Genomic DNA, 13,484 nt, shown 5'->3' with positions numbered 1-13,484 from the left:
CGCGACCGGAACGCCGGCGGCGTGGCGGGGAGTTCTTCTGCCGGCAGGGCGGCGTGGGTCGAGGGCGGGATTCGCGGCGCGATGGCCGCCGCCCGCGCGGCCCCAACGAGCTGCCCGGCAACCCGGGTGTAAGCAAGCGCCAGGCCGGGCGTCACCGCGGGCCTGTGCGGAAAGCCGGAAACGATGGGGGCCGAACAGCGCAGGCCGCGGCACCCGCCCTTAGCGTGCGCCGCCGAGGGCTTCGACCTCCGCCGCCGAGGAGGAGACCCAGCCGAAGATGCCGCCCTGGGCGGCGATCATCGCGAGGCCGACCCGGTGGAACTCGGGGCGGTAGGAGGCGCAGCCATCCCCGATCGCCACGCAGCGGTAGCCGCGGTCGTTGGCCTCGCGGATCGTCGTGTGCACGCAGACCTCGGTGGTCACCCCGCAGACCAGCAGGGTCGCGATGCGGCGGGCGGAGAGGACCGCGCCGAGATCGGTGGCGTAGAAGGCGCCCTTCCCGGGCTTGTCGATGACTACCTCGCCCCGGATCGGCGCCAGTTCGGGAACGATGGCGTGGCCCGGTTCGCCGCGGATCAGGATGCGCCCCATCGGACCCGGCGCGCCGATGCGCGCGGTGGGCGTCCCTCGCTCCAGCTTGGCCGGCGGCGCATCGGAGAGGTCGGGCTTGTGGCCTTCCCGCGTATGCACGATGAGGAGGCCGGCACTCCGCGCCGCCGCCAGCACCGCCCGGATCGGGGGCACCGCCGTCTGCAGCAGGGTGACGTCGTTGCCGAGGGTCTCGCCGAAGCCGCCCGGCTCCAGGAAGTCGCGCTGCATGTCGATGATGACCAGCGCGGTGGTCGCCGGATCGAAGGTCAGAGGGGCGGGGTCGGCCGCGATGACGGGAAGCATGCTCGGGGCACCGGGCCGGAGGGCGCGCGACCCGGGAGGGACGGCGTCGCGTTCCGCCCCGATCCCGAATCTTCGGTAATCATGGATGCAGGGTCCGCCGGAGACACGCCCAAATGATGCGCGGCGCTGCATCCTTCCCATGCAGGTTGGGCCGGCCCGCGCCTCGGCGCCTCAGGCGCAACGAGGCTTGCCCGCCGGGAGGCAGGACCGATTTCCGGACGGGACGCACCCACGTCGCGTTTCCCAAGCGGTCGCGTCCCGTCGGACGCGAGAGACCAGGCGGCGTATGGCCGCCAAGACCACTCGGCCGCGAAGGCGCGGAATCGGCGGTCCGGGGCGCGTGACCCGGGGCAGCGGCGCCGTGGGAGATGGACGCCGCGATGCCCAACAACGATGCAACCCTGGCTAGAAATTAGACCATATGGTCTAACTCGTATTCGTCCTGTGGCGCTTCCCCGTCGCGCGCCTGCCGATGTTCGAGCCCGCGAAGGGTCGTTCCCGCAGGGCGAACCAAGGCAATGTTGCGTCCATGCATCACCCCGTCTGGTTGTGCGGGAAGGCCGGGCGGGTGGCACATCGGTTGCGGTCAATTGCCCCAACGGGTGCTTAAACCCGGGGGGACTTTATCGATGATCGCGACATTCACACGACCGCTGGTGGCCGCCGCTCTGGGCCTTGCTACCCTGATGCCGGCCCTGGCCGCTGACCTCGCCAAGGAGAAGGCGCCGGTCGCACCCGCGGAGGTGCCCTCCGGGTTCTTCCTGTTCTCCGACACGCAGATCAGCTACCGTTACCAGTTCCCGACGGCCAGGCCCGGCTCCCAGGTCCAGCGGGCCGACGGCAGCTTCCGCAACCAGGACGCGCCCAAGAACATCCTCAACATCTCGCATGCGGATGCCTGGGCCTACGGCACCAACTTCTTCACCCTCGACATCCTCAAGTCGGGATCGCAGTTCTCGGCGGGCACCACCGACGGAACCGGTGCGCCGACCTTCTACGATTACGGGAACACCGAGGCCTACGGCCTCTATCGCGGAACCCTGAGCCTGAACGCCCTGACGGGGACGAAGGCCTTCGTGGTGCCCGGCATCATCAAGGACGTGTCGCTCGCCTACGGCTTCGACGCCAATGCCCAGAACGATGCCTTCGGCTCCAAGAAGCGCGACGTGGTCGGCGGTCTGAACTTTGCATTCGACGTCCCGGCCGGGTTCCTCAGCGCCTCGGTCCATGCCTACAAGGAGTGGAATCGCAACGGCTTCAACGTCGCTCCGAACCGGGATACCAGTTTCAACACGGTCCCGGAATTCGAGATCGTCTACAGCTTCCCGCTCGCCTTCACGGGTCTGCCGCTCAGCATCGCGGGCTTCAACAACATCGTCCTGCCCAAGGGGCGCGGTGTGAACGATCCGTCCGCCTTCGCCACCAACCCGAAGACGGGTCTCGAATTCCTGTCGCGGACCAACCTCGTCCTCGATGTCGGCAAGCTGATCTACGACCAGCCGAACCGGGTCGACGTCTTCATCGGCTTCCAGTACTGGCTCAACAAGTTCGGCAACATCGAGCGCGCCAACTTCAAGGGGACCGAAGAGAAGAGCTTCCTGGCCGGCGTCTCCTTCCACGTCTTCTGAGGGCTGGCACCTGTTCTCACGACGGGCCCCTTGCCCGGAACGACCATCCACGCAAGCGATGGTCTGCATGACGAGGCCGGATTTCCATCCGGCCTCCGGATTTCCGGACGGGCCATGGTGATGGCCGGTCCACATCGAGGGAACACCGGATCAGCATGGTCGAGACCCCCGCGACGCGACGTCTCTGGATCCGCAACCCGCTGGCGATCCTGGCGCCGGATTCCGCCGGGGGCCTCGTCGTCGCGGGCTCCCGCATCGTCGAGCGGGTGCCCGCGGGAGGCATGCCCGCCGCGCCCGTCGACGAGATCTTCGACGCCGGCCGCCACGTGGTCGTCCCGGGCCTCGTCAACACCCATCACCACTTCTTCCAGACGCTCACCCGCGCCCATCCGGCGGCGATCAACAAGCCGCTCTTTCCCTGGCTGAAGGCGCTCTACACGGTCTGGGATAGGATCACCCCCGAGGCGTTCCGGCTGGCGACGCGTCTCGCCTACACCGAGCTGCTGCTCTCCGGCTGCACCACGGCCGGCGATCACCATTACCTCTTCCCGAAGGGGCTGGAATCCTCCGTCGACATCCAGGTGGAGGAGGCCGGGCCTGTCGGGATCCGCGCCTTCGTCACCCGCGGCTCGATGAGCCTGTCCGAGCGCGACGGCGGCCTGCCGCCCGAATGCCTGACCCAGGACGACGACACCATCCTGGCCGACAGCGAACGGGTGCTGCGCCTGTTCCACGACCCCAAGCCCGGCGCGATGGTGCAGATCGGGCTGGCCCCCTGCTCGCCCTTCAACGTGACGAAGCGGCTGATGCGCGAGAGCGCGGCGCTGGCCGAGCGCCACGATTGCCGCCTGCACACCCATCTCGGCGAGACGCTGGACGAGGACCGCTACTGCGTCGAAATGTTTGGCCAGCGCCCGGTCGATTACCTCGAGGAGGTCGGCTGGATGGGCCCGCGCACCTGGCTCGCCCATGGCATCCACTTCAACGACGCCGAGGTGAAGCGTCTCGGCGCGGCCGGCGTCGGCGTCTGCCACTGCCCGACCTCGAACATGACCCTGGCCTCCGGCCAGTGCCGGACCTGCGAATTGGAGGCGGCCGGCTCGCCCGTCGGCCTCGGGGTCGACGGCTCGGCCTCAAACGACAGCTCGAACCTGATGGAGGGCGTCCGTCACGCCCTGATGATCAACCGTCTGACCTACGGCGCCGAGGCCGTGACCCATCTCGACGCCCTGCGCTGGGCGACGGAGGGGTCCGCGGCCTGTCTCGGGCGGAGCGACATCGGCCGGATCGCGGAGGGCTGCGAGGCGGACCTGGCTCTTTTCACCCTCGACGAACTGCGCTTCTCCGGCGCGCACGATCCGCTGGCCGCCCTGGTGCTCTGCGGCGCTCACCGGGCCGACCGGGTGATGGTGGCGGGGTCGTGGCGCGTGGTCGACGGCCAGCCTCTCGGGATGGAGACCGGCCAGCTGCGCGAGGCCCATACCCGCCTCGCCCACGCGCTGTTCGGGACGCTCTAGCGTGGCCCCCGTCGTCCCCCCTGCCCGCACGCAGGGGCCGACGCCTCTCTTCGGCGCGTACGGCATCGTCAAGCGCTTCGGCGCCTTCACGGCCAATGACGGGGTCGATCTCGAGATCCGGGCCGGCGAGATTCACGCCCTGCTGGGCGAGAACGGCGCCGGCAAGTCGACCCTGATGAAGATCCTCTACGGGCTCCTGGAGCCCACCGAAGGGGTCGTCACCCATCGGGGCGATGTCGTGCGCCTCGCCCATCCGGAGGCCGCCCGCGCCCTCGGCATCGGCATGGTGTTCCAGCATTTTTCGCTCTGCGAGAACCTGACGGTCGCCGAGAACATCGCCCTGGTGATGCCCAAGGGCCTGGGCGGCCGAGCCCTGAAGGCCCGGATCGCGGCGGTCGGGACGACCTACGGCCTGCACCTCGACCCCGACCGGCCAGTCTGGTCGCTCTCGGCCGGCGAGCGCCAGCGCATCGAGATCATCCGCTGCCTGCTGCAGGACCCCAAGCTCGTGATCCTCGACGAGCCGACCTCGGTGCTCACCCCAGGCGAGGCCGAATTGCTGTTCACCGTTCTGGAGCGCCTGCGCGACGAGGGCCGGGCGCTGCTCTACATCTCGCACCGCCTCGACGAGGTGCGCCGGCTGTGCTCGCGCGCCACCATCCTGCGTGGCGGCCGGGTGGTGGGGGCCTGCGATCCCCGCGCCGAGACCGCCCGCTCTCTCGCCGCCCTGATGGTGGGGGCACAGGTAGGCGCGGTGACGGCGCCCGCCGGCGTGGCGACCGGGCCGGAGCGCTTGGTCCTGTCCGGGCTCACCCTCCCCGCCCCCGGCCTGCACGGCACCGCCCTCGATGGCATCTCGCTGAGCGTGCGCGGCGGCGAGATCGTCGGCCTCGCCGGGATCGCCGGCAACGGGCAGGCGGAGCTGTTCGACGCCCTTTCGGGCGAGACCCTGGCGCCGGAACCCGGCATGGTGCGGTTCGACGGCGTCGAATCCGGGCGCCTCGGCATCACCGCCCGGCGGCGGGGCGGCGCCGGCTTCGTGCCCGAGGAGCGCAACGGCCATGGCGCCGTGCCGACCCTGAGCCTGTCCGACAACGCGATCCTGTCGCGCCACGCCACGGCGCGCCTGAGCCGCTTCGGCGTCCTGCGCCGCGCGGCCGCCAAGGCCCTGGCCCGGGACGTGGTCGCGGCCTTCGACGTGCGCAAGGCGGGCCCCGATCCCGCCGCCGGCACCCTGTCGGGCGGCAACCTGCAGAAATACCTGATGGGACGCGAGATCCTGGCCGAGCCCGGCATCCTCGTGGTCAACCAGCCGACCTGGGGCGTCGACGCCCTGGCGGCCGCCCATATCCGGCAGGCGCTGCTCGACCTCGCGGCCCGCGGCGCCGCCGTGCTGGTGATCAGCCAGGACCTCGACGAACTGTTCGCGATCACCGGCCGCATCGCCGTGCTGCATCACGGCACCCTGTCGCCGGCGGCGCCGGCCGCCGAGACCACCCGCGAGGCCCTGGGGCTGCGCATGGGCGGGGCGGCGCCGGCCGAGGATCCGGTGACGGGCGCGCCGGACCACGCCCGGGAGGCGGCCCATGCGCATTGACCTGACGCCGCGCATCGGCCGGTCGGCCCTGATGGACGCGCTCTCGCCTATCCTGGCCTTCCTGGCCGCGCTGGCGATCGGCGGGCTCGTCGTGGCCGCCCTGGGCCGCTCGCCGGCCGCCGCCTTCGTCACCTACTTCGTGGCGCCCCTGAGCGAGGTCTGGTCGCTGCAGGAGGTGGCCATCAAGGCCGCGCCGCTCGCCCTCATCGCCACCGGCCTCGCCTTCTGCTACCGCGCCAACATCTGGAATATCGGGGCCGAAGGGCAGTTCGTCGTCGGCGGCCTGTTCGGCGGCTGGATCGGCGTCGCCGCGCACGGGATCCCCGGCGACCCCCTCTGGGTGCTGCCCCTGATGCTTCTCGTCGGCACGGGGGCCGGCATGGTCTACGGGCTGATCCCCGCCCTCCTCAAGGTGCGCCTCGGCGTCTCCGAGATCCTCACCAGCCTGATGCTGGTCTACGTGGCCGAACTGCTGCTCGACTACATGGCGCGCGGCCCCTTGCGCGATCCGGCGGGCTTCAACTTCCCCCAGAGCGTCACCTTCGACGACGCTGCCCGCCTGCCCTACCTGATGGAGGGCGGCACCCTGCATGCCGGCGTCGCCCTCGCGCTGGCGGTCGTGGTCCTCGCCACCCTGGTGCTCGGCCGCACCCTGTTCGGCTTCGCCGTGCGGGTGGTGGGGGCGAGCCCGCGCGCGGCCCGCTTCGCCGGCTTCGGCGACGCACGCCTGACGCTCGCGGTCTTCGCCGTCTCCGGCGCCGCCGCGGGGCTGGCCGGCATCAGCGAGGTGGCGGGCCGGATCGGCCAGCTCCAGCCCTCGATCTCGCCGGGCTACGGCTTCACCGCCATCATCGTGGCCTTCCTGGGACGGCTCTCGCCGATGGGGATCCTGGTGGCGGCCCTGGTCATCGCCCTGACCACCATCGGGGGCGAGGGCGCGCAGATCGACCTGAAACTCCCCCTCGACCTGACCCGGGCCTTCCAGGGCCTGCTGCTCGCCCTGGTGCTCGGGGCCGACGCGCTGTCGCGCTACAGGGTCCGCTTCGTGCCGGGAGCGACCGCGTGACCGTTCATGGCCTGACCCTCGACATCGTCCAGATGGTGCTCGTCACCATCGTGGCCGCCGCCACCCCGCTGATGATCGCGGCGCTCGGCGAACTCGTGGCCGAGCGCGCGGGCGTGCTCAACCTCGGCGTCGAGGGCATGATGGTGCTGGGCGCCGCCGCCGGTTTCGCGGTGGCGGTGGAGACCGGCTCGACCTTCGTCGGCGCGGTGGCCGGCGCCGGGGCGGGCCTCGCCCTCTCGGCCCTGTTCGGCCTCCTCACGGTGGTGCTGAGCGCCAACCAGGTCGCCTCCGGACTCGCCATGACGATCCTGGGTCTCGGGCTCTCGGGCCTCGTCGGGGCCTCCTATGTCGGCCTCAAGCGCGATCCGGCGCCGCATCTCGCCCTGCCCGGCCTCACTGACCTGCCCGGCCTCGGCCGCCTGCTCTTCGGGCAGGACGGCTTCGTCTATCTCGCCTTCGCGCTGGCGGCCGGGGTGTCGTGGTTCCTGTGGCGCACCCGCGCCGGCCTGATCCTGCGGGCCATCGGCGACGACCACACCGCCACCCACGCGCTGGGCCTGCAGGTGCGCAGGGTGCGCTTCCGCGCGGTGCTGTTCGGCGGCGCCTGCGCGGGTCTGGCCGGGGCCTACCTGTCGCTGTCCTACACCCCGTTCTGGGCGCCCGCGATGACGGCTGGGCGCGGCTGGATCGCCCTGGCCCTCGTGGTCTTCGCCTCGTGGCGCCCGTTCCGGGTGCTGGCCGGCGCCCTGCTGTTCGGCGGCGCCACGGTGCTTCAACTCAACGCCCAGGCCGCCGGCCTCGGCCTGCCGGGGCAGGCGCTCTCCGCGCTGCCCTACCTTGCCACCATCCTGGCCCTGGTCTTGCTCTCCCTCGGCAGGCGCCGGGGCGGCTCCCTCGCCCCGGCGGCCCTCGGCCGGGTCTTCACCCCGCACCGGTAGGCGCGCACTCTCGAAGGATCTTTGAACGATGCGGATCGTGCAGGGGGCCCTGGTGGCCGTTCTCGCCCTCGGACTCGGGGGCGCGCAGGCGCAGGAGAAGAAGCCCGGCGAGAAGCTGAAGGTCGGCTTCGTCTATGTCGGCCCGGTGGCCGATTACGGCTACTCGTACCAGCACGACCAGAGCCGCAAGGCGCTCGCCGCGGCGCTGGGCGACAAGGTCGAGACCAGCTTCCTCGAGAACGTACCGGAGGCCGACAGCGAGCGCTCCATCGAGAGTTTCGCGCGCTCCGGCTACGGCCTGATCTTCACCACCTCGTTCGGCTTCATGGAGCCGACCCTCAAGGTCGCCAAGAAATTCCCGAAGGTGAAGTTCGAGCACGCCACCGGCTACAAGCGGGCGCCCAACGTCTCGACCTACTCGGCCCGCTTCTACGAGGGCCGCTACGTCTGCGGCGTGATCGCCGGGCGCCTCTCGAAGACGGGCACGCTGGGCTACATCGCCTCGTTCCCGATCCCCGAGGTGGTGAGCGGCATCAACGCCTTCATGCTCGGCGCCCAGTCGGTGAACCCCGACATCAAGATCAAGATCGTCTGGGTGAACACCTGGTTCGACCCGGGCAAGGAGGCGGAGGCCGCCAAGGCGCTGCTGGCCCAGGGCGCCGACATCCTGTCGCAGCACACCGATTCCGCCGCGCCGTTGCAGGAGGCGGAGAAGCAGGGCAAGCTCGCCTTCGGACAATCCTCGGACCAGATGCGCTTCGCCCCCAAGGCCCAGCTCACCTCCATCGTCGACGACTGGGACGGCTACGTCGTCGGCGAGGCCAAGGCCGTCCTCGACGGCACCTGGAAGAGCCACGACACTTGGGGCGGCATCAAGGACGGCATGGTCGTGCTGGCGCCCTTCGCCAACATGCCCGACGACGTGAAGGCCCAGGCCGAGGCCACCAAGAAGGCGATCGCGGACGGCACGCTCCTGCCCTTCCACGGCCCCGTCTTCAAGCAGGACGGCAGCGAGGCGGTGAAGGCCGGCGAGAACGCTCCCGATCCGATGATCCTCGGCATGAACTGGTACGTGAAGGGCATCAGCGACACGCTGCCGCGATAGGGGGTTCGAGAGCCCTCTCCCACCGCGGGGAGAGGGACCGGTGTTCGACGAAGAGGTCGCATGAGACACGCCATCCGCTTCCTCCTCGGGCCCGACGCGCGCACGATCGAGGCCTGCGACCCGACTCTGACGGTGCTCGACTGGCTGCGCGGTCCCGAGCAACTGATCGGGACCAAGGAGGGCTGCAACGAGGGGGATTGCGGGGCCTGCACCGTGGTGGTGGTCCGCCCCGAGGGGCCGTCCGGCGCCGAGCGCCTGCGCTACCGCGCGGTGGATGCCTGCATCACCTTCCTGGGGATGCTCGACGGCTGCCAGCTCCTCACCGTGGAGCACCTGCGTGGGGCCGACGGCACCCTCCATCCGGTCCAGCGCCTGATGGTGGAGGAGCACGGCTCGCAATGCGGCTTCTGCACGCCGGGCTTCGTCATGTCGCTGTTCGCGATGACCAAGGATTCTCCTACCAAGGACCTGCTCGCCGAGACCGGCCCGCTCCGAACCTCGGCGAGCCCCATCGACGACGCGCTCGCGGGCAACCTCTGCCGCTGCACCGGCTACGCTCCCATCGTGCGCGCGGCCGAGCGTGCGTTGGCCGCACCGGAAGCGGATACCTTCGATGCCGCCCACGACGCCACCCTCGCCCGGCTGCTGGCCCTGCGCGACGACGAGACCGTGGCGGTCTCCGGGCCGAAGGGCCGCTTCTTCGCCCCCGCCACCCTTCCGGCGCTCGTCGATCTCATGGCCGAGCACCCCCAGGCGACGATCGTGGCCGGGGCCACCGACGTCGCCCTCTGGGTGACCAAGGGCCTGCGCGTCCTCGACCCGGTGATCTGGCTCGGGCGGGTGCGAAGCCTGCGCGTCGTGGGCGAGGGCCCCGATCACCTGTATCTCGGAGCCGGCGTGAGCCTCTCCGAGGCCGGCACGCACCTCGCCGGCCTGCACCCAGATCTCGGGGAGCTCTTCCGCCGCCACGGCGCCGCCCAGACCCGCAATGCCGGCACCCTCGGCGGTAACATCGCCAACGGCTCGCCCATCGGCGACGCGGCGCCGGCCCTGATCGCCCTCGGGGCGAGCCTCCATCTCATCGGCCGTGGCAGCGAGCGCGAGATTCCCCTCGAAGACTTCTTCGTCGCCTATGGCCGGCAGGACCTGCGTCCGGGCGAGTTCGTCGCCGGGGTGCGGGTGCCGAAGCTCGGCCCGGAGACGGTCTTTCGCGCCTACAAGATCTCGAAGCGCTTCGACGAGGACATCTCCGCCGTCCTCGGCGCCTTCCGGCTGACCGTCGACGCTGGCACGACCCGGCAGGCCCGCATCGCCTACGGCGGCATGGCGGGCACCCCGAAGCGGGCCGTCCAGGCCGAGGCCGCGCTCATGGGCCAGTCCCTCGACCCGGCCGTCATCCCCGCCTTCAAGGCGGCGGTGGCCCGGGATTTTACGCCCCTCTCGGACATGCGGGCCTCGGCCGCCTACCGCCTCAAGGTCGCCGGCAACCTCATCGAGCGGCTGATCCACGAGGCCGCGCCGGAGGCCCCGGAAACCCGCCTTGCCACCGTCGGAGCGCCGGCCCATGCTTGATCGCACGCCTCCGGCCCCGAAGGTGGACGACCGGATCGCGGGCGGCGCCCACACGCCGCGCATCCACGACAGCGCCGCCCGACACGTCAGTGGCTCGGCCCTCTACATCGACGACATGGCCGAGCCGGCCGGCCTACTCCACGTCTGCCTGGGGCTGAGCGAACGCGCTCATGCCCGCCTCGTCTCGGTGGATCTGGCGCCCGTGCGGGGCGCCGAGGGCGTGGTCGCGGTGTTCACCGGCGCCGACGTGCCGGGCGTCAACGAGATCTCCTCCTCGCACCGGGACGACGAGCCGATGCTGGCCGAGGACACGGTGTCGTATGTCGGCCAGCCGATCTTCGCGGTGGCGGCCCTGACCCGCGATGCGGCCCGCCGCGCCGCCCGCCTTGCCGTGATCGCCTACGAGGATTTCGACCCCGTCCTCACCTACCGGCAAGCGCGGGCGGACGGAAAACTTGTCTGGCCGCCCATGACCCTGAAGCGCGGCGATTCCGACGCGGGGCTCGCCGAGGCCCCGGGTATCGTCCGCGGCCGGATGGCGATCGGCGGCCAGGAACACTTCTACCTCGAGGGCCAGATCGCCCTGGCGATCCCGGGTGAGGACGACGAGGTCACGGTCCACACCTCGACCCAGCACCCTTCCGAGGCCCAGGCCCTCGCCGCCAAGGTGCTGGGCACGGTGAATTCGGCCGTGACCGCCGAGGTCCGTCGGATGGGCGGCGGCTTCGGCGGCAAGGAGAGCCAGTCGAACCTGTTCGCCTGCGTGGCGGCCCTGGTGGCCAAGACGACCGGCCGCGCCGCCAAGATCCGGCCCGACCGCGACGACGACATGGTCATCACCGGCAAGCGCCACGATTTCGAGGTCGACTACCTCGTGGGGCACGACGCGGACGGGAAGATTCTCGCCGTCGACATGCAGCTCGCCGCCCGCTGCGGCTGGGCCGCCGACCTGTCGGGGCCGGTCACCGACCGGGCCCTGTTCCACGCCGACAACTGCTACCACTACCCGGCGGTGCACCTGACCTCGCGGCCCTACCGCACGAACACTCAGTCCAACACCGCCTTCCGGGGCTTCGGCGGGCCCCAGGGCATGGTGGCGGCCGAGCGGGTGATCGAGGAGGTGGCCTATGCCTGCGGCCTCGACCCGCTGGAGGTGCGTAAGCGCAACTTCTACGGCACCGAGACCGACAACGTCACGCCGTACCACCAGACCATTGCCGACAATTGCATCCGGGATCTGGTGGCCAAGCTGGAAGCGGACTGCGATTACGCCGCCCGCCGCGCGGCTTTGCATGCGGCGAACGAAACCAGCCCGGTGATCAAGCGCGGCCTCGCCCTGACGCCGGTGAAGTTCGGCATCTCCTTCACCTCCACCGCCTACAACCAGGCCGGCGCCCTGGTGCACATCTACAACGACGGCTCGGTCGGCTTGAATCACGGCGGCACCGAGATGGGCCAGGGGCTCTACGTCAAGGTCGCGCAGGTGGTGGCGGAGGAATTCCAGATCGATGCCGACCGGGTCCGCATCACCGCGACCACGACGGGCAAGGTGCCCAACACCTCGGCCACGGCCGCCTCGTCGGGGGCCGACCTCAACGGCATGGCGGCCCGCGCCGCCGCCCAGACCCTGAAGGGCCGCCTCGTGGCCTTCGCAGCCGAGGCCTGGAGCGTCGCGCCCGAGACGGTGCTGTTCCTGCCGAATCGGGTCCGGGTCGGCAACCAGGAGATCGCCTGGGCCACGCTGATCCACAAGGCCTACCTCGCCCGCATCCAGCTCTCGGCCACGGGCTTCTACAAGACGCCGACCATCCATTGGGACCGCGAGGCCGGCCGGGGCCACCCGTTCTACTACTTCGCCTACGGCGCGGCCTGCGTGCAGGCGGCGGTGGACACCCTGACCGGCGAGTACCGGATCGAGCGGGCCGACATCCTGCACGATTGCGGCCGTTCCCTGAACCCGGCGGTGGATCGGGGCCAGATCGAGGGCGGCTTCATCCAGGGGCTCGGCTGGCTCACCACCGAGGAGCTGTGGTGGGACGGCAAGGGCGCTTTGGGCACCCACGCCCCCTCCACCTACAAGATCCCGGCCTGCGGCGACCGCCCGCGCATCTTCAACGTGGCGCTCTACGAGAACCAGAACCGAGAGGCGACGATCTACCGTTCGAAAGCGGTGGGCGAGCCTCCGCTGATGCTCGGCATCGCCGGCCTGCACGCCCTCTCGGATGCGGTGGCGAGCGTCGCCGGCCACCGGTACTGCCCCCGCCTCGATGCCCCGGCGACCCCGGAGCGCGTCCTCGACGCCGTCGACCGGATGCGGGCGCTGGCAGACGCGCAATCTGCGCAGCCGTGAGCGCCGATTCGTCGGAGGCGCTGGCGGAAGCTCTGGCGACCGCCCTCGCGGCGGGCGAGCCGGCGGCCCTCGTCGCCCTGTCGGAGGCGCGGGGCTCGACGCCGCGCGGGGCGGGCACCGCCATGCTGGTGATGCCCGAACGGGTCGCCGGCACCATCGGGGGCGGCACCTATGAATGGGCGGGCATCGCCCGCGCCCGGGCGCTTCTGGCGGCGGGCGAGGCCGAGGCGATCCTGCGCAGGCCCCTGGGACCCGAGACCGGCCAGTGCTGCGGCGGGCACGTGACCCTGGTGATCCACCGGGCCGATGCCGGTACGCTTGCCGCCCTCCGGGCTTCGGAGGCCGAATCCGCCGCACGGGCGCCCCTGGTGATGATCTACGGCGCGGGCCATGTCGGGCGCGCCCTGGCCCTGGCGCTCGATCCGCTGCCCCTCCGTACGCGGATCATCGATGACCGGCCCGAGGAGATCGCACGGGTGTCGGGCGCGCGCGTCGCGCGGATCGTCGGCTCGGCCAGCGCCGCGGCGGAAGCCGCACTGCCCGGAGCCGCCCACGTGGTGGTCACCCACAGCCACGCCCTCGACAGCCTGATCTGCGCCAGCCTGCTGGAGGCGAACACCTTCGCGTATCTCGGTCTGATCGGGTCCGCCACGAAGCGGGCAACCTTCCTCGGCGCCTTTCGGGCGATGGGCCTGGACGAGGCAGCGCTGGCTCGCCTCGTCTGCCCGATCGGCGGGACGCCGGTCCGCGATAAGCGCCCCGCGGTCATCGCCGCCCTGGTGGCGGCCGAACTCCTCGCCGCCTTCGCGTCCTGAGC

At 71.1% G+C, this 13,484-nt stretch carries 10 protein-coding genes; 9 read left to right on the top strand and 1 reads right to left on the bottom strand.

Annotation, left to right across the window (positions count from 1 at the left end; all coding sequences use genetic code 11):
- Positions 1 to 219 precede the first annotated feature (219 nt).
- Positions 220 to 894, bottom strand: a complete 675-nt coding sequence (locus tag ASF41_RS07945; protein WP_056492193.1) for a cysteine hydrolase family protein — start codon at positions 892 to 894, stop codon at positions 220 to 222.
- A 629-nt stretch (positions 895 to 1,523) separates the two neighbouring features.
- Between ASF41_RS07945 and ASF41_RS07940 the strand changes: the two genes are divergently transcribed.
- The 9 genes from ASF41_RS07940 (at position 1,524) to xdhC (ending at position 13,482) form a co-directional block, all read left to right on the top strand.
- Positions 1,524 to 2,522, top strand: a complete 999-nt coding sequence (locus ASF41_RS07940; protein ID WP_407067265.1) for a hypothetical protein — start codon at positions 1,524 to 1,526, stop codon at positions 2,520 to 2,522.
- Between the two features lie 155 nt (positions 2,523 to 2,677).
- Complete coding sequence (locus ASF41_RS07935; RefSeq protein WP_056492190.1) at positions 2,678 to 4,039, top strand: 8-oxoguanine deaminase; 1,362 nt, start codon at positions 2,678 to 2,680, stop codon at positions 4,037 to 4,039.
- 1 nt (position 4,040) lies between these two features.
- On the top strand, positions 4,041 to 5,636 hold the full coding sequence (locus tag ASF41_RS07930) for an ABC transporter ATP-binding protein (RefSeq protein ID WP_056492187.1): 1,596 nt from the start codon (positions 4,041 to 4,043) through the stop codon (positions 5,634 to 5,636).
- On the top strand, positions 5,626 to 6,702 hold the full coding sequence (locus ASF41_RS07925; protein ID WP_056492184.1) for an ABC transporter permease: 1,077 nt from the start codon (positions 5,626 to 5,628) through the stop codon (positions 6,700 to 6,702). The genes ASF41_RS07930 and ASF41_RS07925 overlap by 11 nt, the downstream gene beginning before the upstream one ends.
- A gap of 11 nt (positions 6,703 to 6,713) precedes the next feature.
- Positions 6,714 to 7,640, top strand: a complete 927-nt coding sequence (locus ASF41_RS07920; protein ID WP_056216727.1) for an ABC transporter permease — start codon at positions 6,714 to 6,716, stop codon at positions 7,638 to 7,640.
- Between the two features lie 28 nt (positions 7,641 to 7,668).
- On the top strand, positions 7,669 to 8,745 hold the full coding sequence (locus ASF41_RS07915) for a BMP family ABC transporter substrate-binding protein (protein ID WP_056492181.1): 1,077 nt from the start codon (positions 7,669 to 7,671) through the stop codon (positions 8,743 to 8,745).
- A 60-nt stretch (positions 8,746 to 8,805) separates the two neighbouring features.
- On the top strand, positions 8,806 to 10,317 hold the full coding sequence (xdhA, locus tag ASF41_RS07910) for a xanthine dehydrogenase small subunit (protein ID WP_056492178.1): 1,512 nt from the start codon (positions 8,806 to 8,808) through the stop codon (positions 10,315 to 10,317).
- Positions 10,310 to 12,667, top strand: coding sequence for a xanthine dehydrogenase molybdopterin binding subunit (gene xdhB / locus ASF41_RS07905; RefSeq protein WP_056492175.1), 2,358 nt, complete (start codon positions 10,310 to 10,312; stop codon positions 12,665 to 12,667). The genes xdhA and xdhB overlap by 8 nt, the downstream gene beginning before the upstream one ends.
- Positions 12,664 to 13,482 (top strand): xanthine dehydrogenase accessory protein XdhC, encoded by an 819-nt coding sequence (gene xdhC, locus ASF41_RS07900; protein ID WP_082504169.1) that lies wholly within the window; start codon positions 12,664 to 12,666, stop codon positions 13,480 to 13,482. The genes xdhB and xdhC overlap by 4 nt, the downstream gene beginning before the upstream one ends.
- The last annotated feature ends 2 nt before the right edge of the window (positions 13,483 to 13,484 follow it).

The sequence above is a fragment of the Methylobacterium sp. Leaf111 genome, assembly GCF_001423285.1.
Classification (GTDB): domain Bacteria; phylum Pseudomonadota; class Alphaproteobacteria; order Rhizobiales; family Beijerinckiaceae; genus Methylobacterium.
The sequence above is the reverse complement of the archived record's forward strand: the minus strand, read 5'-3'. Positions and strand labels throughout refer to the sequence as shown.